This is a genomic window from Taibaiella lutea (assembly GCF_008629695.1).
In the GTDB taxonomy this organism is placed as follows: domain Bacteria; phylum Bacteroidota; class Bacteroidia; order Chitinophagales; family Chitinophagaceae; genus Taibaiella; species Taibaiella lutea.
In genome coordinates this window covers 667,018-683,690 of sequence record NZ_VWSH01000004.1, presented here as the reverse complement: position 1 = coordinate 683,690, position 16,673 = coordinate 667,018, and the positions used below count along the sequence as shown (strand labels likewise).

At 37.9% G+C, this 16,673-nt stretch carries 26 protein-coding genes and 1 tRNA gene; all 27 read left to right on the top strand.

Features of this window, described 5'->3' with window-relative positions:
- The first annotated feature begins 5 nt into the window (after window positions 1–5).
- The 27 genes from F0919_RS18050 (at window position 6) to F0919_RS17925 (ending at window position 16,667) form a co-directional block, all read left to right on the top strand.
- Window positions 6–728, top strand: a complete 723-nt coding sequence (locus tag F0919_RS18050; RefSeq protein ID WP_150034270.1) for a Lin1244/Lin1753 domain-containing protein — start codon at window positions 6–8, stop codon at window positions 726–728.
- A complete protein-coding gene (gene dnaB / locus F0919_RS18045; RefSeq protein WP_150034267.1) occupies window positions 715–2,208 on the top strand; it encodes a replicative DNA helicase in 1,494 nt (497 codons plus the stop codon). Before F0919_RS18050 ends, dnaB begins: the two co-directional genes overlap by 14 nt.
- Window positions 2,209–2,406: a hypothetical protein gene (locus tag F0919_RS18040; RefSeq protein ID WP_150034265.1), complete on the top strand. Its 198-nt coding sequence runs from the start codon at window positions 2,209–2,211 to the stop codon at window positions 2,404–2,406. It begins immediately after the preceding gene.
- Complete coding sequence (locus F0919_RS18035; RefSeq protein WP_150034263.1) at window positions 2,396–2,707, top strand: hypothetical protein; 312 nt, start codon at window positions 2,396–2,398, stop codon at window positions 2,705–2,707. Before F0919_RS18040 ends, F0919_RS18035 begins: the two co-directional genes overlap by 11 nt.
- Complete coding sequence (locus F0919_RS18030; protein WP_150034261.1) at window positions 2,707–3,168, top strand: hypothetical protein; 462 nt, start codon at window positions 2,707–2,709, stop codon at window positions 3,166–3,168. The genes F0919_RS18035 and F0919_RS18030 overlap by 1 nt, the downstream gene beginning before the upstream one ends.
- A 260-nt stretch (window positions 3,169–3,428) precedes the next feature.
- A complete protein-coding gene (locus F0919_RS18025; protein WP_190277431.1) occupies window positions 3,429–4,019 on the top strand; it encodes an HNH endonuclease in 591 nt (196 codons plus the stop codon).
- Window positions 4,003–4,794 carry a DUF5131 family protein gene (locus tag F0919_RS18020; RefSeq protein WP_150034257.1) on the top strand — a complete coding sequence of 264 codons (792 nt, stop codon included), beginning with the start codon at window positions 4,003–4,005 and terminating at the stop codon, window positions 4,792–4,794. Before F0919_RS18025 ends, F0919_RS18020 begins: the two co-directional genes overlap by 17 nt.
- An 18-nt stretch (window positions 4,795–4,812) precedes the next feature.
- Window positions 4,813–5,235 (top strand): hypothetical protein, encoded by a 423-nt coding sequence (locus F0919_RS18015; RefSeq protein WP_150034255.1) that lies wholly within the window; start codon window positions 4,813–4,815, stop codon window positions 5,233–5,235.
- A gap of 430 nt (window positions 5,236–5,665) precedes the next feature.
- Window positions 5,666–6,277, top strand: a complete 612-nt coding sequence (locus tag F0919_RS18010; RefSeq protein WP_150034253.1) for a hypothetical protein — start codon at window positions 5,666–5,668, stop codon at window positions 6,275–6,277.
- Window positions 6,278–6,334: 57 nt separating this feature from the next.
- Window positions 6,335–6,511, top strand: coding sequence for a hypothetical protein (locus tag F0919_RS18500; RefSeq protein WP_190277430.1), 177 nt, complete (start codon window positions 6,335–6,337; stop codon window positions 6,509–6,511).
- A gap of 28 nt (window positions 6,512–6,539) precedes the next feature.
- Window positions 6,540–7,379 (top strand): hypothetical protein, encoded by an 840-nt coding sequence (locus F0919_RS18005; protein WP_150034251.1) that lies wholly within the window; start codon window positions 6,540–6,542, stop codon window positions 7,377–7,379.
- A gap of 22 nt (window positions 7,380–7,401) precedes the next feature.
- The gene (locus F0919_RS18000; protein WP_150034249.1) at window positions 7,402–7,740 is read left to right on the top strand and encodes a hypothetical protein; all 339 of its coding nucleotides are present in this window, start codon (window positions 7,402–7,404) and stop codon (window positions 7,738–7,740) included.
- 58 nt (window positions 7,741–7,798) lie between these two features.
- Entirely contained in the window at window positions 7,799–8,038 is a 240-nt protein-coding gene (locus F0919_RS17995; protein ID WP_150034247.1) for a hypothetical protein, read from the top strand.
- Between the two features lie 5 nt (window positions 8,039–8,043).
- The gene (locus F0919_RS17990; protein ID WP_150034245.1) at window positions 8,044–8,304 is read left to right on the top strand and encodes a hypothetical protein; all 261 of its coding nucleotides are present in this window, start codon (window positions 8,044–8,046) and stop codon (window positions 8,302–8,304) included.
- Window positions 8,305–8,340: 36 nt separating this feature from the next.
- Window positions 8,341–8,940, top strand: a complete 600-nt coding sequence (locus F0919_RS17985; protein ID WP_150034243.1) for a KTSC domain-containing protein — start codon at window positions 8,341–8,343, stop codon at window positions 8,938–8,940.
- A 132-nt stretch (window positions 8,941–9,072) separates the two neighbouring features.
- On the top strand, window positions 9,073–9,699 hold the full coding sequence (locus F0919_RS17980) for a hypothetical protein (RefSeq protein WP_150034241.1): 627 nt from the start codon (window positions 9,073–9,075) through the stop codon (window positions 9,697–9,699).
- Window positions 9,696–10,172: a Mom family adenine methylcarbamoylation protein gene (locus tag F0919_RS17975; RefSeq protein WP_150034239.1), complete on the top strand. Its 477-nt coding sequence runs from the start codon at window positions 9,696–9,698 to the stop codon at window positions 10,170–10,172. The genes F0919_RS17980 and F0919_RS17975 overlap by 4 nt, the downstream gene beginning before the upstream one ends.
- Window positions 10,173–10,301: 129 nt before the next feature.
- Window positions 10,302–10,373 (top strand) — tRNA-Val (locus tag F0919_RS17970).
- Window positions 10,374–10,462: 89 nt separating this feature from the next.
- A complete protein-coding gene (locus F0919_RS17965) occupies window positions 10,463–10,675 on the top strand; it encodes a hypothetical protein (protein ID WP_190277429.1) in 213 nt (70 codons plus the stop codon).
- Entirely contained in the window at window positions 10,672–11,154 is a 483-nt protein-coding gene (locus F0919_RS17960; RefSeq protein ID WP_150034235.1) for a hypothetical protein, read from the top strand. The genes F0919_RS17965 and F0919_RS17960 overlap by 4 nt, the downstream gene beginning before the upstream one ends.
- A gap of 1 nt (window position 11,155) precedes the next feature.
- Complete coding sequence (locus F0919_RS17955) at window positions 11,156–12,727, top strand: hypothetical protein (protein WP_150034233.1); 1,572 nt, start codon at window positions 11,156–11,158, stop codon at window positions 12,725–12,727.
- Between the two features lie 94 nt (window positions 12,728–12,821).
- Window positions 12,822–13,763, top strand: coding sequence for a helix-turn-helix domain-containing protein (locus F0919_RS17950; protein WP_150034231.1), 942 nt, complete (start codon window positions 12,822–12,824; stop codon window positions 13,761–13,763).
- Window positions 13,760–14,605 carry a hypothetical protein gene (locus F0919_RS17945; RefSeq protein WP_150034229.1) on the top strand — a complete coding sequence of 282 codons (846 nt, stop codon included), beginning with the start codon at window positions 13,760–13,762 and terminating at the stop codon, window positions 14,603–14,605. Before F0919_RS17950 ends, F0919_RS17945 begins: the two co-directional genes overlap by 4 nt.
- A 227-nt stretch (window positions 14,606–14,832) precedes the next feature.
- Window positions 14,833–15,435: a hypothetical protein gene (locus F0919_RS17940; protein ID WP_150034227.1), complete on the top strand. Its 603-nt coding sequence runs from the start codon at window positions 14,833–14,835 to the stop codon at window positions 15,433–15,435.
- Between the two features lie 2 nt (window positions 15,436–15,437).
- A complete protein-coding gene (locus tag F0919_RS17935) occupies window positions 15,438–15,746 on the top strand; it encodes a hypothetical protein (protein WP_150034225.1) in 309 nt (102 codons plus the stop codon).
- A 1-nt stretch (window position 15,747) separates the two neighbouring features.
- A complete protein-coding gene (locus F0919_RS17930) occupies window positions 15,748–16,014 on the top strand; it encodes a hypothetical protein (protein ID WP_150034223.1) in 267 nt (88 codons plus the stop codon).
- The gene (locus F0919_RS17925) at window positions 16,011–16,667 is read left to right on the top strand and encodes a hypothetical protein (RefSeq protein ID WP_150034221.1); all 657 of its coding nucleotides are present in this window, start codon (window positions 16,011–16,013) and stop codon (window positions 16,665–16,667) included. The genes F0919_RS17930 and F0919_RS17925 overlap by 4 nt, the downstream gene beginning before the upstream one ends.
- The last annotated feature ends 6 nt before the right edge of the window (window positions 16,668–16,673 follow it).

The window sequence follows — 16,673 nt, the reverse complement described above, 5'->3', positions numbered from 1 at the left end:
ATGAAATGGCAAAGGACAAATTTTACTTTTCTCACGATAGTAATGCGCGGGGAGATGATAAGACGGTGGCTTTAAGGATGAAGTTAGGGTGGGAGGGCTATGGGCTTTTTTGGGCAATTATTGAAAAATTAAGAGAGTGCGAGAACTATACGAGTGTCTGTGATTATAATGTTATAGCCTATGACCTTCGTTCCGATTCCGCCAAAATAAAATCCATTATTAATGATTTCGGGTTATTCTCCTTTACCGAATGTGGTAAGTGTTTCTACTCCGAAAGTCTTAAAAGAAGGATGGATATTAAAGAAGAAATATCTCAAAAAAGAAGCCAGGCAGCCCACGAGAGATGGAATAAATCAAAAGAAGAAAGCAATTCCAATGCAAATGCATTACAAAAGCAAACCAAAAGCAATGCAATAAATGGAAAGAAAAGTAAAGTAAAGGAAAGTAAAGAAAAAGAAGAGATTGTTTCTGACGAAACTCAGACACAGCCAATTCTTTCCGATGATTCTTTTATAAAATTTCAGGCATGGCTATTGGATAAGGCGCCGGCTGTTACCAAAATGAAAGAGCCATTTACGCAGGAGCAATTTCTAAAACTGAAAGAAAAATGTACATCGGAGGAAATAATGTCGCTTTGTTTAAAAATGCACAATTGGAAATTACTGAATCAAAAGAATAATTCGGCCTATTACACTTTTACAAACTGGTATAACCGTGGAAACAATTAAATTAAATAAATTGATCAATAGCCAAAAGAAACCTGTTATTCAGCCAATGTACGGCAAAATTCCCCCTCAAAACAAAGAGGCGGAATCTGCAGTACTGAGTCAGCTGATTAACGGTTCCGGAAGATTGATAGAGGTAATGGAAATCCTTAAATCCGGTGAATGCTTTTATCTCGATGCTCATCAGAGGATTTATGATGCAATCCTCACCATGAACGGTAAGGGCCAGAAAGTTGATCTTGTTGGTGTAACTACGGAGCTTTCAAATTCAGGTAACCTTGAATTGATTGGCGGTGGTTATTTCCTTACAAAATTATCAGACAAGACAGTATTTGATCACACAATCCTCTCCCATGCTGAAGATATTCTGGAATGTTATAAGAGACGTGAATCGATAAAGGTTGCCGGCGAATTAATGGCATTGTCTTATGAAAATGGTGAATCATTAAACGATATAGTGCATGCCGCAGATCAAGAACTAATCAGGATTATTTCGGAAGGTGATATATCGGAAGCTAAACCCATCAGGGATTTGATTATTCCCTTCATGGAAAATCTTCAGGCTGCAAAAGAAAACAAGAAAGACATTACCGGAGTAAATACAGGTTATTCATGGCTCAATGATAAAACCGGTGGCTGGCAAAATACGGATTTAATTATTCTTGCTGCAAGGCCTTCCGTTGGAAAGACTGCTTTTGCTTTAAACCTTGCCTTGAATGCTACCGTCGGTGAAGACCCTGTACCGGTAGCAATATTCAGCCTTGAGATGGGAGCTGATCAACTTATGAAAAGAGTTGTTTCCGCTTTGTCTCTGATAGAGCTGGAAAAAATAACAAAAGGGCAGCTCTCTGATATCGAAACATCACATATTGACCAGACTTTAAACATCATAGCAAGCAAGAATATTCACATAGATGAAACATTTGGGGTTTCGATTACCCAACTCCGCGCCCGCGCCAAGAGGTTAAAAAGGAAACACAATATCGGATTGCTGATTATCGACTATCTGCAGCTGATGGCCGGCGAAACAAAGGGAGGCAACCGTGAACAGGAAATAAGCAAGATATCGCGTGGGCTGAAAGGTATTGCCAAAGAATTGGATATACCGGTAATAGCGCTTTCACAGATGAGCCGTGATGTTGAAAAAAGAAGTGATAAGGAGCCTATGCTTTCCGATTTAAGAGAATCCGGTGCCATAGAACAGGATGCTGATATAGTAATGTTTATCCACCATCCCAAAGATGCCGAAAGCGGCCAGATAAAAAATGTCATAAAAATAGCAAAACATAGGAATGGCAGTTTAGGGGATATGGAGGAATGCAAGTTTTTTGGAAATATACAGAAGTGGATGAACCCCTCGGAAGCAAATGCCTACATGGGGCGCAATACAACTTTTAAGCCATTTGCCGGTATGCCAACCTCCTCACCAGATGAAAGGATAGAGGGTAAGAAGATGCAGGCGTTTGACGATGCACCATTTTAAATGAGAATCGAAATACACCATCCCAACGGCCATGTTACCAATGTCCCTATTTCCCTTTCCGACAATCCAAATGTGATAGAACGTTTGGAAGAGGATGAGTTGGTGTTATTGAAAATAATGGACGGTATTGGCCCACATTTGATGGAAGGGACGAAAGTTTATTTAATAATTAAATCAAAATCAGACAATGAATACTAAATCAATAGAAAACTATAATCGTTTACGTGACTTGCTTACCGCACAGTTTGGTTTCACGCTTCCGGAGCATACAAAGTCACGTTCGGGGAGGGTTATGAGATATCTGGAGCAGGTGGCTGAAAGTGAAACGGCAAATTCTAAGAAACAATTTGAAAGGGCAGTAATTGAATCTGCAAACAAAAGTGAATCAGGTCCCATCATTAAGGCGATATCGGAGGTTATTAAGGATTACCATAGTAAACCTATCGCACATGTTGTACGGCAATTGAAAACCATTCATGATATGGCAAAGGTCAGCTAATGGATATGAAAACCTTGATAATAGGAATTGATCCTGATGTTGATGCTTCAGGTGTAGCAACAATAAATCAGGTCACCAACGAACTTGAATTAACCTGCCTTAAATTCTTTGAATTGTATAAATACTTAACAGAACACAAGGATAACATAAAACTCGTCGTAATAGAGGCCGGATGGCTTAATAAAGGCAACTGGCATAAGATTCGGGGAACTGCAAATATCAATGCCAAAATAGGGGAGAGGACAGGAGCAAACTTTGAAGTGGCTAAAAAAATATCTGAAATGTGTGATCATCTGAAAGTTCCGTTCAAGGAAATAAAACCGTTGTTGAAGGTCTGGAAGGGACCAGACAGGAAAATAACAGCTCAAGAATTTGAAAAGCAAACAGGATTGAAAGGTCGGACGAATCAGGAAATGAGAGATGCAGGATTGATTGCTTTAGCTTATCGTAAAATGAAATAGAATTATTACTGCCCTAAAATCCAAAGTGGCTCCCGAAGGAGCCAAATTATTGCGGAGGCGACAGGATTCGAACCTGCGGACCTTTTACAGCCACTCGTTTCTAAGGCGAGCACGATAAACCACTCTGACACACCGAAGGAACCTTGGTCACTTCGGAGAGTAGAGTAACTCAAAGGTACAAAATTAAATTATATAAACTATTATATAGGATGGGGACAACAAGAGAAGGCCGGATTAAGCAATTCTGTAAAAAGGAAGGTATGAACTTAGACTTTTATAACCAGCAAGTAAGCAATGGGTTAAAGTGGTGCTTTAAATGTAGAAAATGGATATCAAAAGCACTATTCAATATTGACAATTCAAGGTGGGATAGATTAGTATCTAAGTGCAGATTCTGTCAAAGAGTAAAAGTGAAGGTCGTTACAAAAGGACGTGTATCAACTTTTAAAGGCAAACTACATACTGAAGATTCTAAACAAAAAATGAGAATTATAAATAAAGGACCTGGAAATCCAAACTGGAAAGGCGGCATTAGTTCACTCATTCTACAAATAAGGAATACCGAAAGATATAAAAAATGGAGAAGAGATGTTTATAGAAAGGATCAGTTTACATGTACACATTGCAATGTGAAAAAAGCTGGAAATAATATAACGATTGATGCAGATCATATTATTCCATTAGCAAAGATTGTGTTTGAAGATAATATCAAAACAATAGAAGAAGCATTGTTAAATGAAAGAATTTTTGAAGTTGAAAACGGTAGATGCCTATGCCGTAAATGTCATAAAAATACACCCACTTGGGGAGTTAATATCAATAAAAAAATAAGAAATGGGAAAAGAAAGTAGTATAGCCTGGACAGATCACACTTGGAATATAGCCCGTGGCTGCAGCAAGGTTGATGCTGATTGTAAGTTCTGTTACATGTACCGGCAGAGCCTTAATAATACCAGATATGACCCAGCCCAGGTTATCAGGACAAAGACAGTATTTAATCTGCCATTGACAATAAAGGAACCAAGCAGAATATTTACATGTTCCCTTACAGACTTCTTTCACCCTGACATTGATAGTTACCGACATGAAGCCTGGGATATTATCCGCAGATGCCCGCAGCATACTTTCCAGATACTTACCAAAAGGCCGGAACGCATACCAGAATGTCTGCCAGCTGATTGGGGTGAAGGTTGGGATAATGTGTGGCTGGGAACCAGCATAGGAAGTCAGGGGGCAATAGAAAGAATGGTATCGCTGGTTACCGAGATAGATGCTAAAGTGAAGTTTTTAAGCCTAGAACCCCTGCATGGTGAAATCGACTTATCAAAAGCGATGAAGTATTATGAGCAATTAAAAGAATCGTTTCATGTATTGCCTGGAATTGATTGGGTTATTGTCGGAGGTGAATCAGGAAATGAAAACGGTAAATACCGGTACCGGCCATGCGAATTGGAATGGATTAGAAAGATTATTAATGACTGCAAACGAGAACACATTTCCGTATTCGTGAAGCAACTTGGAACGCATCTATCAAAGCAATTAAAATTAAAAGACCGGCATGGTGGTGATATGGATGAATGGCCGGAAGATTTAAGGATAAGGGATTTTCCAAAATACAATTTCTAACAATAATTATTAATAATTATGCCAATACTAAACTACACAACCTCCATTGATGCTTACAAAACCATCACAGAAATTCAGCAAATCCTTGCAAAGAGAGGCGCAAGGAAAGTTGTGATGGATAATGATAAGGATGGCAATCCGATTGCACTTACATTTTCTGTTAACTGGAACAATCGTGATATGGCTTTTTCAATGCCCTGCAATTTCGAAGGTGTGATGAAGGCCATGCAGAAAAACAAAAAGGTACCACGCAATAAATGTAATAAGGAACAGGCGCTACGTGTTGGCTGGCGAATTATTAAAGATTGGGTTGAGGCTCAGATGGCAATCATAGAAGCTGAATTGGCCGATATGGCACAGGTATTCCTGCCCTACGCTGTTACTAAGAATGGAAATACCCTGTACCAGGAGTTACAAACTAATAATCAAATTCTTTTATAATGGAATCACTTTTGAGGATCATAGAAAATGTAGGCCCTATTAAGTTTTTGGGGGCATGCGCACTCTTGCTGTTTTTCATCTGTTGGGTGATCAGGACCTGCTATGAAATATTACGTGGAAAATTCTAAATACAATTTTCTTCAAAATTTATTACAACAATCACTTCAAATTATATAATAAATGGAACAACCGGTTAAAGTATCAGTTTGCCCAAAGTGTAACAATTGGGTTCGGGCCGCTCACTCAGACTTGCTCAACAAAAATGTGAAGGCAAGAAACGAATTTAAAAATGAGGTATTCAAATACAACTTAAGTGTTCAGGAAATGCCCTTGCAGGAATTCAATGACAAAAAATGGACCATTTGTAATTGTAAATAACAACAATATTCTTTTACTCAACTAAACACCGGCTCCGGATGGGCATTGCATTATGAAAACAGGGATTGAACTTATTGCCCAAGAAAGGCAAGAACAAATCGAAAAACATGGCAGAACAGTAAAGTCTGATTTTGAAGAAAACTCAAAAGGCCAATTAATAAGGGCAGCTATTACACTTTTAACCGGAAGTGGAACCTTGCCTGCCAACTGGAATTTTAATTACTGTACACGTCTTATGCAAAAAAGCGAGAGATCACGGAAAATTGTTGCCGGAGCTTTAATTGCTGCCGACTTGGATAGAGAGCAATACGAAGAGCATCCAGAAGGATTTATTCCGAAGAACATGCCGAATACACATCAAATGCGTGAAAAACATCCCGAGATGGTAAGGGGATGGGAGAACCTTTCCAAAGAAGATTTACTGGAAGCAATGTGTGGAGAAGTACTTGATCTTTTTTCAATGATGGAGCGAGTGTCCATTTTCATGGAAGAATGTACCAATATGTCTAAAGTAACCTATACCCCAGAGGTTATTAAAGAAATGATTAAAAAGAAAAAAGAAGAAGATATAAATGACTTCTGTTTTCTTGAATGTGAAGAATCAGAAGATGAGGATATATTGTCAGAAATAAAGGAAAGGGCGAAAAAATCGACATTAAACTAAAACCGGTCCGAATGGGCAATTATAAAAATGAAACAAAAATCTATCAAAGCGCATGAAATGCGAAACTTAAATGGTGCTGAAGTACTATCGATCAAGAGATTGATAGTAAAAGGCGATTCTGATAGCGAAATTGCAGAAAGGCACTCCATTGATCAACAAAGAGTACATTATTTCCGAAAGCTTCATCAGGAAGGGAAATTTGAAGTAAACGAAAAGGAGGTTTCCAATGATTAAGGAAATACCAATCCTATTCAGCACAATAATGGTGCAAGCCTTAATAGAAGGTAGGAAAACACAGACAAGGCGTATAATTAAGAATCACGCTGCTCAAAATTGGGACAAAGTAGAAATGGATGGTATCCATCACGCTTACAAAGAATGGTTTAATGAAGATGATGGCAAAATGGAACCGGCTGAATGGTTATTGCTAAATGAAGATGGAGATGTTGAGGATATCTTAGGTCAATGTCCCTACGGGAAGCCTGGTGATTTCCTTTGGGTGAGGGAAAGCTGGCAAATTAACTCATGGGATTTCGAAGATGGCACATGCGATATCAAGTACGCTACTGGCGAAGTATTGGAATGGAATTTGAAAGACGCATTTGATAATAGTGCTTTTACGGCAGAATGGCTGCAGTTCCAATTAGATGCCATGGCGGAGAAAGGAATTTTTAAAATAGTGGATAAAAATGATAATGAAACCTCGGAAGATGATGAAATATTTTACAAGCGAACCGGAAAGGCTCAGCCATTCAAACCATCTATCCACATGCCTAAAGAAGCAGCGAGGATTTGGCTTAAGGTTAAAAATATCAGAGTAGAGAGGCTAATGGACATTTCGGAAGATGATGCTGTTGCGGAAGGAATTCAAAGATATCTAAGTGATATTGATGGTCGAATGAGGTACAAGGACTATCTGGCTGATACGAAAGGATATGGCCATCCGAATGATGACTATCCAACCGTAGGGTTAGCTGTAACATCGTTCTGCACTCTTTGGGATAAAATAAATGGTTCTGATTCCCGTTACGCGAATCCTTGGCTTTTCGTAGTAGAGTTTGAAGTATTGTCAACTACCGGTAAGCCGGAATTCTTAAATTAAAGCACGATAAATTACATTATCTATGAAGGCATACTTCCAAAAAAACTATGCAATCATTAATGAAATCAAAGATTTAGACCCACTTGAAGTAAATCTATTGATCATTCAGTTGCTTGAAGCCAAAGTCATAGATTTTACTACAATAGTTCAATCGTATGTTTCTGTGTTATCAAAAGAAAACGAGACTAAAGATAAACTCTTAAATACACTTGCGTTGAACTTGTCCTCTTATTGTATTTATGACAAAACAGAACGAGGGAAGAATTTACGAAAATACATTTACGAATCTGGTGTTTTCCTTGGATTTGAAGGAAGCCCATTCTGGGACAAACTAAGTATAGAATTTGGAAATGAAAAATAATATCCCCTAACTAATCAGGGTCCAGCCTATTTGCATTCTGAACAAAACATCAATATAAATGAGCTTATATACAACAGTCATTCGGGCAATAAGCCCGATTGATGGTGAATTAAAAACATTTTTAGGGCCTAATGTTCCTGGGATATCCATTTCTGATGCACAAAATTATTGTGAGAAAAATGAACTTGGTTATTGCAAGGTTGACGGAAAACTAATTGCGGAGATACCCTGCAGGCCTGGCACCCACGAAGCGGATTGGAAAAAAATGGTAGACTATGAAGACCCAGAGTTAAATTAAACAGCATGATAAAAACAACTCAGGTATATGTTGCTGTCTGTGACAACTGCAAGGAAGTATTCGAAAGTCGTGAAGGTTATGGAACATTTCCTGAAATGAATGACTTGGAAGACAGGCTGATTGATCACGGTTGGCACGAAATAGAAGGAAATAATTATTGTAAAAAATGTATTCTTGAAAACAACAAAACAGATGCTTCAAGGTTTAACTCACAAAAGGACCCTTTTTATGAGAACAGTAAGCTTTTTATTGAACAAAATCTTTAATTAAAACCCTTCCGGAGAACGGTCAACCGGTATAAAATGGAAAACAATTTAAAATACAGAGACGAAGTAATTTTTGCAAATGAAACGCTCCCTTATCAAGTAATGGCAATCTCTAAAAGATACGCCATTGTAACACGAAAAATTGACAAAAAGGAAGATGAAGGACTTATCAGGCGAGAAGTAAATAATGGTGATTATGACACTTTCGAAGAAGCTTTCGAGGCAAATAAAAACAACACTGTCTATTACTTAATTGATTTTGTGGCTGAAACACGGGCTCCAAATGACCGCGTTTTCAATCCTTACAATTATGATAGCCTGGAAAGCATCAATCAATGTGTTACTGATTTGGAAGCGGAAACAGTTCGCCTTTCGGAAAGGAACAGCTGCAAACTGGAAATTAAGACCATCGTTCCAAGTGGAGTACTGGAAAAGTCTTCTTTGAATAGTAGTAACGTAAAAAAGTTGTTTTATTTCCCGCTAAAGAGAATTCTTGAGGTTGCGTTTAAAATAGGATTTTACCAATATACCAATGTACCGAATGAAATCTGGGAACAGCTCTGTAATGCCGAATCAATTGGTTCTTTTATTGCCAAAAACCTAAAAGGGAAATTTGACACCATAAAGCTTAAATAAAACTCAAGCTAACTACTTGTAAAAAGGTAAAGATTGAAAAGATTGACATCTTATAATTATGAAGTTACTTTAAAAGGTATATATTATCTATTTAAGTAACTTTGCTTCATTATAAATCGGCGTAGAAGTAAAATGAAGAATAAGAATACAATAAAGTCAAGGATAATTAGAACGGAAAACATTAACTGGAAACAATTGAAATTTATACAACAGGATGGTTTCAAGGAGCATACAGCAGTCAATAAATCCAAATTGAAAGAATCGTTGGTTGCGAATGGATTCGCCGATGCATTCAATGTGTGGCAGGATGAAAATAATGACATTTGGTGCTTGGATGGATATCATCGTAAGCATGACCTGGAAGAATTAGAGTGTGAAGGAATAAGTGTTCCTGAAAAGTTGCCCGCTTTATTCATTGACTGTAATGACAAAGCTGAAGCAGCTGCACTTGTTCTTGTTTTCTCGTCACGATATGCCAAAATCACATTGGAAGGCATGCAGGCGTTCATGAATATTTATGACCTGCAGATAAACAGCGAAATTTTTAATTCAATTAATCTTTCCGAGATTGAACAATTTGAAATGCTTCAGACGCTACCTATTCCGGAAGAACTTACAGCTGTAGGAAAGGAGAAGCCAGCAACAATTAAAATAACTTTCAGCAACCCCAGGCAATTAGAAGCAGCGATGCCTATGATATCCAGTTTGTTAGAAGAATTCCCAGAATCTTTTTATTCTGTTTCTTGCGGAGAAATATGAAACTTGAAATAGCATCATATCAAGCTGTTAAATATTCATGCTTTAACTTTCATTACGCTAAAGCTATGCCTATGACACTATGTTCCTTTTCTGTTTTTAATGATAAGGGTGAGTGGTGCGGTTGTATTGTTTATTCCTCCGGTGCTAACCAGCACCAAGGCAAAAAATATGGATTGGTACAAGGTCAAGTCTGTGAACTAGTGAGGGTAGCTCTAAATGGAAAACAGGAGAATACATCTAAGGCTCTTTCAATCTCACTAAAGTTGCTGCAGAAAATGAATCCGTTATTGAGGCTTGTTGTTTCATACGCTGATTGTGACCAGGAACATGCAGGAACAATTTATCAAGCGACGAACTGGATATATGAAGGCCTTACTGAACTAAACGGCGGTACACCGAAGTTTAAGATTCGAGGAAAAGTAATACATGGCAGGTCAATTGCTAAAAAAGGGTGGAAACAAAGTATTGAATGAATTAGGACGTATATTGATCCGGATGCAGAACTGGTTTATACGAAAGGCAAGCACAGGTATATATTCCCTTTGGTGAAACAACTAAAAGATAAATGCCGGAAATCGGCAAAACCATACCCAAAGAAACATGCGGCAATAGCTTAACTGGTATAGCGCCTGATTAACCAATCAGGAGATGGCGTTCGAATCGACCTTGCCGCTCTAATAAGCGACACCCATTGGCGTAGTGATATTGCAATTTTGCAACCCGAAAATCGAAACCAATGAGTGAAACAGAAAAAATATTACTTATGGCAGCCACAATAAAGCCAATAATCGAACTCCTGCAGAAAAGGATGAATAACCGTATCGATGCATTAACGGCAATATCATCTTCTTCTTTAGAAAATATACCCGAATCGGTTCAGCAAAAGAGGGAAGATGAGGCTTCTAAAATCCGCGCAATAATACAGGAGCAAAAAGACCTTATTGAAATCATAAACATGTTATACCCTTCGTCTTGATGAAAGCGCCACCAAGGTCTACTAAGGTTGAATTTGAAAGAAGGCTCTTGGCTGTCCAGGCATGGCTGATAGAGGGTAATACCCATGCTATGGTTTTGAAAAATATTATTGACCAAAAATGGAGTAATTCAAAACGCCATGCTGAAAAAATGATCCAGTTGGCAAGGGAAAGATGGATTGATTTTGAAGATGAATCGCTGGATAAAAAAAGGAAATTCAAGATTCAGGAATTAAAGCACATGAAGCGTTCACTTGCGCAGGAATACAGGACAACACCTGAAGGTATTAAGGCATTGCTTTCTATTGAAAAGGAAATTATAAAACTTGAGGGACTTTCAATAAAGAAAATAGAGATTTCAGGCGATGAAGAGAAACCGCTGCAGGTAAAACATATTCCTTCAGATGTAGATTATACAAAATTATCAAATGAAGTTCTCGAGAAAATAGTTTTAGCCCGCAAACCAAGGGAGGACGAATAACATGAAAGCTGCAAGACCTCGCACAGCCTTAAGGGAACAAGCCAGAGAAATTCAAAAGGAAGAAAGACAATTATTACTTAGCCCAGATCTTGCCGCCGCGGAACTCAGCCGTAGGCGGTTGTCTTTTTTCGTTAAAGAGATGTGGTCTATTATTGTCGAGGATGAATTGGTATGGAATTGGCACCTTGATGTGTTGTGTGATGAAATTCAACAGGCTTATGAACGTGTTATAGGAATAATGGTGCCTGATCCTAATAATCCAAAGCGTAAAATCAGGAAGCGCCTCCCAAAAGACAAAGATGTAATTATAAACATTCCTCCAGGTACATCAAAATCTACTATTGCTACCATCATGGCGCCGGCATGGAGTTGGACGCGTGATCCTTCTCTAAGGCATATTACAGCAAGCTATTCAATGTCATTGTCTACAGAGCATGCAATGGCATCAAGGAACATCATCAGGAGTGACAAATACCGAACGTACTTTCCAGAAGTTGAGATTAGATCAGATCAGGATAATAAAACAAACTATCGTACAACCAAAAACGGCCAGCGATATGTAACTTCTATCGGTGGTACTGTCACCGGTGTGCATGCTCATATAATTACCATTGATGACCCGCTAAACCCGAAACAGGCCGCTTCTATTGATCAGGTAAATAATGCTAATGCCTGGTTTGATTCGACAATACCAATGCGTAAGGTAGATAAGGCAGTTACTGTAACGATCCTTATAATGCAACGTTTGGCAACAAACGATCCAACTGGCCATTTGCTTGAAAAGAAAAAGAATTCAATACATCATGTGCGATTACCTGCAACAGATTCTATAAATGTTTCGCCTTTACAATATCGTCAATATTATACCAAAGGCTATTTAGATCTTGTTAGATTAGGCCCCAAAGCAGTGAGTGAGGCAAGATTAGATTTGGGTTCAGCAGGCTTCGCAGGCCAAATGGATCAAATGCCGGCACCAGCTGGTGGGTTGATATGGAAAAAGTGGTTTAAAGAAATTCCTGATCATCTTTTCCCGGCTAAACACCTAATGAGCAAATATGGTAAGGATTGGGATTTGGCTTATACTGATAAGGATGAAAATGCGGCCAGTGCATTTATTGCTGCAGGAAAGATTGGACACAATATTTATATTGATGATGTTCAATGGGAATGGTATGAGTTTCCAAAGCTCATAGGATGGATGAAAAAGATTGGAGGTCCTCACTATATTGAAGCAAAGGCTTCCGGTAAGAGCGCCAAGCAATCACTTACTAAAATGGGAATTGTGGCAATTGAAGTGGAAGTTGCGGGTGGTGATAAAGTAGCCAGGGCAAACATGGCAACACCTCCAGCTGAAGCCGGTATGGTATTTATAAGAAAGAGTATTGCCGATAAATTGTATAATGACAGCAAACAAGGCATTCTCCTCTTCCCTAAAAGTCCTTGGAAAGATGTGGCCGATGTATTAGCTCAAGCTATTCAACGCCTCCATGGAAATGGAAAAATTGTTGTCAGCAACGATGACACCTCAACTTTAGATAATGAAGATTTGGAATGGATTGAATCAGATCTGTAGTCATTCTCTATGTATGTGCAAATAATGTGAGTCATTAAATACTAATAAAGTTAAATAATACCTTTTTTAGTAACTTTGGCAAAACATTAATACGATGAATCCACATAACAAAGTAATCCAAGAATCAGCAGCTATTTTAAATGCTGCAAAACATTCCATCAAAGAGACATTAGAGACAGAACCGGACCTAAAGAACCTTTCTGAAACAATCTTTAATCAGATTGGAATCATCGAGAAGCGGTTTTACTCTTTGTCTGGACTTCCTGAAAAAGAGTTAGAAAATACAGGAAACGAATTCAAACCTATTACCAAGATAATGGGGATTCAGGTTGATCAGCGCAAACCCATTACTGAAGAAACTACTACGCCCACACAAACAGAGAAAGAAAAACTTATTGACAGGATAAAAGAATTCTATGAAAGAATCCCGAAGATGTCAAATGAAAAAATTTTGGAAGTAACCAGAGAGCCGAAAGGCGTTTCAATATTACGAGGTGCAGCCAAACTTGCAAATGTAGAAAACTGGCGTGATGCTGAATTGGATATCCTATTTATAGAAGATATAAAAGCTGGGATTAAAGGATCAGAAACATTAAATACAGCAATAGATGCTGCACATTCCCAATCAGATTCAGGACAACAAACTTCTGACGAGGTTAAAAGCCCATGGCAAAAAGATCTTCCTGAGTCTCAAACTACAGTTCATGCCAGCTCGGAAATTAATTCCCTTCAACAATCTGAACAATCTCCAAAATTGAACGAACTGAAAGACATCGTTAAGTCTGATTATCAGAAGAATGAGGAATCGAAAGGCTCTAATGATGATTCAATCAAGAAAGAAGCTGGAACGAGTGATGGTTCAGGCCAATCAGATGAAACAAATACCAGCAATGAAGGCGCAGATACTGAATTGACTAAAGCTCAGGCAGTAATTGAAGCTAAACGTTTGAAAGAAGAAGGTTTAACAGTTAAAGAGATTGCTGAAAAATTAGGTAAAAGCACCGGCACCATCAGTAATTACCTAAATGACAAATGATCAATCTTCCTGAATTCATTACTCTTGGCCAGGCAATTGATTTCCATAATCAATATGGAGAACTAATTGAACTGCGATTAAAGGAAATAGAAGAAATGGACAATGATATTGCTAAGGATTTCGAATTGATCGATTTTGAAATTAGCAATGCGTTTTGGTTAATTTCTTACTTAACAGGAAAAGTTGTTGATGAGCTCCAATCTGAAATCACAATTAACGAGGCACTGGATCTATACCGGCATAAGATATCACCATTATTTAATCCGGAAAGAGAATATTCTAAAACCGTAGCCTGGAATGAAAATATATGGTATCTGCCAGCACAAGGTTTGAGGCCAGATAGCATGATGACTTTCGGAGAATTTATAGACTCAAAGGTAATGGCTCAAAATGTCATAGAAGAAAAAGGTAGCAAGTGGGAAATAATTTATTACATAGCAGCTATATTCCTTCGTCAAGAGGAAGAGTTCTATTCACCTGGATTTCTTTATGAAAATAGTATAAGACTTGAATTGTTTAGATCCTTACCGCTTGAAATTGCAGTTTTAGTTGCACAATGGTATGAATCATTCACTGAATATCTGCAGGAGTATTTTCCTGTATTCAGTGAATCACAAATCAAATCCGGAAATCATATCAAAAGCCATCTTAATCAATGGGGATGGGTTAATTTCTTGAAATCCGTAGCAGCTACAAAAGTGTTTGATATTGCAAATAGTGGAATGAATTCAATTGATTGTGCCCGGGCCGCTAAGGCTTATGATGTCCTTGTTTCTGCAAGTGAAGAAAAGCAATATAACGAAGCTGTTGCGTTAGATACAGAAGCAGCTTATAAAAAATAGAATATGAACAAATCCAAGAGGAGGAATTTACGCAATTATAACATTCCGCCAATCATTAGCATCAAACCAAAAAATATTGATAAGAGTGAAGCCAATTTAATATTAGAAGCAATGAAATGGCCAAAGGGTATTATAACGTTTGCTTCCGATGTTCAACCTTCTGTTTCCCTGTTGAAATCACCAAAACGAAACCGGTTTATTAAGTTTCACTTAAAGTCAAAATAACTATGCTTTCATATCCCTACATCGAATCTTTATTTCAATCTGTCCTTAATCAATCTAAGGCTATTAAAGGCCATTTTCATATTTGCCCGCAATTTGGCCATGAACTAAACACGGATAACCTGGAAGAAGTCCTGAAATTCAGTTTTGGCGACCAATATAAAGAAAAGCAGTATCCGCTTGCCTTAATGATGCCACCACAATCTTCAGGCGATTACATGGAGGATTATTTTAAGGATGAATATGAGGTCACAATGATGTTTTTAAATGCTTCATTCCAACTGCCTGGCAACCAAATTGCCTCATTGAACCCGAATACAAATACAAGCCAGCACCGTTTGCTTTTCGATTGGCATGATATGAAGCGATGCGCAGTAATGTTTATAAAGACCTTGCAGAAAGTATTCAATAGTACTTTTCATATAAAGCAAAACAGCAACCCTCTTATCGAACCAGTAACAATGATAGGCAATGATGGTGTGAGTGGAGTGATTTTATATTTTACTCTTGTACTCAACGAGTCCTGTACTGAAGACGATTATCCATCAGATTTTGAAACAACATTCCAATTACCCGAATCAGTCGATTCACATCCGGAACATTTATAAATATGCAAACAGATGCACAAATAGCAGAAACGCTTAAAAGATTTGGACTTGCTTGTCCTTCATTGTTGAATTTACCTGTACAACCTTGTGTTCAATCGGACGATAAACCTAAAATGGCCGTGGTCAATGCAAAAACCGGTGAAGTGTTTGAAGTGGTAACTGAATTGTCACCTGGTGAAGAAAAGCAGCGAAATCTTTTGATGAACAAAATGAAGAACTATGCAATCAGATATCGCGCAAAGCATCCGAATGTTACCCCGGAAAAATTAAAAAGAATCGTATCCAAAAAATTCAACGTCCAACTTACCTAATATGACACTGAACGAAATGGCAATGGCTATTCCGAAGGAATACCGTAATCAGATACTGGAGGAAAATATGATTTACAAATCTATTGCATCTGCAAGCGACCGGCACATGCGTATCCTGTTTACTCTCTGGACGCAATATGTTGACCCTCATGGTGAAAATGACCTGGATTGTCCAATGTGTGTTACAAATATATTCAACAACTTCAAGCAACTGGAGCCTGCATTAATAGAAATCCGTAAACAAGAAAAAATACTGGAGGAATTATGAACATAAACTACATGGACCGTCAATATTCCATACCAAACTCCCTGCATTCAATCACACTTGAACAGTGGATAAAGTGGAAAGAGAACTATGGCAATGCTTTAGATGCCAAGAAAAAAGAAATTGACTTAATGCCTGATTCATCCGATAAAGATGTAGAGGCATTTTTACTTTTATCTGATGCAGCCTGTAAATTCTTTTCCTTTTATACCGGCATTGAACTTGAAGAGATGAGGACAAATTTTGATGTAAACCAATTGATAAATGTTTACACATCCTCAACCTCAATTATGACTGATGAACAGTTTGAACTAGATATTGAGCCGGAATATATAGTTAATAATTCAATTTGGAACATCATTCCTCCAATAGATTTTGTACCGGAAGATGGATTGATGTATGATTCATTTCTGGAGCTTAAGAAGATGGTAATTCAATTGAAAGCATTTTCAGAAGGAGACTGGAATAAGCTGCCGGCTCTATGCGCAATGTATTTGAGAAAAAAGGGCGAGACCGCGGCTGATATTAATAACTATCTGGAGGAAAGGCATAGCTTAATGCAGCAGCTTCCGCTGAATATAGCATTCTCAATAGCCAAATATTTAGAAGTTACACTTAAAGTTTATACAGACACTCTAAATACTAAAACCGAATAAACAGAA

What these genes read in the sequence shown, in the direction of transcription:
- F0919_RS18040 (WP_150034265.1), top strand. Translation starts at nt 2,209, where the DNA reads ATGAGAATCGAAATACACCATCCCAACGGCCATGTTACCAATGTCCCT.
- F0919_RS17995 (WP_150034247.1), top strand. Translation starts at nt 7,799, where the DNA reads ATGAGCTTATATACAACAGTCATTCGGGCAATAAGCCCGATTGATGGT.
- F0919_RS17965 (WP_190277429.1), top strand. Translation starts at nt 10,463, where the DNA reads ATGGCAGCCACAATAAAGCCAATAATCGAACTCCTGCAGAAAAGGATG.
- F0919_RS17940 (WP_150034227.1), top strand. Translation starts at nt 14,833, where the DNA reads ATGCTTTCATATCCCTACATCGAATCTTTATTTCAATCTGTCCTTAAT.
- F0919_RS18030 (WP_150034261.1), top strand. Translation starts at nt 2,707, where the DNA reads ATGGATATGAAAACCTTGATAATAGGAATTGATCCTGATGTTGATGCT.
- F0919_RS18050 (WP_150034270.1), top strand. Translation starts at nt 6, where the DNA reads ATGGCAAAGGACAAATTTTACTTTTCTCACGATAGTAATGCGCGGGGA.
- F0919_RS18005 (WP_150034251.1), top strand. Translation starts at nt 6,540, where the DNA reads ATGGTGCAAGCCTTAATAGAAGGTAGGAAAACACAGACAAGGCGTATA.
- F0919_RS18500 (WP_190277430.1), top strand. Translation starts at nt 6,335, where the DNA reads ATGCGAAACTTAAATGGTGCTGAAGTACTATCGATCAAGAGATTGATA.
- F0919_RS17925 (WP_150034221.1), top strand. Translation starts at nt 16,011, where the DNA reads ATGAACATAAACTACATGGACCGTCAATATTCCATACCAAACTCCCTG.
- F0919_RS18000 (WP_150034249.1), top strand. Translation starts at nt 7,402, where the DNA reads ATGAAGGCATACTTCCAAAAAAACTATGCAATCATTAATGAAATCAAA.
- F0919_RS17935 (WP_150034225.1), top strand. Translation starts at nt 15,438, where the DNA reads ATGCAAACAGATGCACAAATAGCAGAAACGCTTAAAAGATTTGGACTT.
- F0919_RS17985 (WP_150034243.1), top strand. Translation starts at nt 8,341, where the DNA reads ATGGAAAACAATTTAAAATACAGAGACGAAGTAATTTTTGCAAATGAA.
- F0919_RS17930 (WP_150034223.1), top strand. Translation starts at nt 15,748, where the DNA reads ATGACACTGAACGAAATGGCAATGGCTATTCCGAAGGAATACCGTAAT.
- F0919_RS18035 (WP_150034263.1), top strand. Translation starts at nt 2,396, where the DNA reads ATGAATACTAAATCAATAGAAAACTATAATCGTTTACGTGACTTGCTT.
- F0919_RS18020 (WP_150034257.1), top strand. Translation starts at nt 4,003, where the DNA reads ATGGGAAAAGAAAGTAGTATAGCCTGGACAGATCACACTTGGAATATA.
- F0919_RS17950 (WP_150034231.1), top strand. Translation starts at nt 12,822, where the DNA reads ATGAATCCACATAACAAAGTAATCCAAGAATCAGCAGCTATTTTAAAT.
- F0919_RS18010 (WP_150034253.1), top strand. Translation starts at nt 5,666, where the DNA reads ATGAAAACAGGGATTGAACTTATTGCCCAAGAAAGGCAAGAACAAATC.
- F0919_RS17945 (WP_150034229.1), top strand. Translation starts at nt 13,760, where the DNA reads ATGATCAATCTTCCTGAATTCATTACTCTTGGCCAGGCAATTGATTTC.
- F0919_RS17975 (WP_150034239.1), top strand. Translation starts at nt 9,696, where the DNA reads ATGAAACTTGAAATAGCATCATATCAAGCTGTTAAATATTCATGCTTT.
- F0919_RS17980 (WP_150034241.1), top strand. Translation starts at nt 9,073, where the DNA reads ATGAAGAATAAGAATACAATAAAGTCAAGGATAATTAGAACGGAAAAC.
- F0919_RS18015 (WP_150034255.1), top strand. Translation starts at nt 4,813, where the DNA reads ATGCCAATACTAAACTACACAACCTCCATTGATGCTTACAAAACCATC.
- F0919_RS18025 (WP_190277431.1), top strand. Translation starts at nt 3,429, where the DNA reads ATGAACTTAGACTTTTATAACCAGCAAGTAAGCAATGGGTTAAAGTGG.
- F0919_RS17955 (WP_150034233.1), top strand. Translation starts at nt 11,156, where the DNA reads ATGAAAGCTGCAAGACCTCGCACAGCCTTAAGGGAACAAGCCAGAGAA.
- F0919_RS17990 (WP_150034245.1), top strand. Translation starts at nt 8,044, where the DNA reads ATGATAAAAACAACTCAGGTATATGTTGCTGTCTGTGACAACTGCAAG.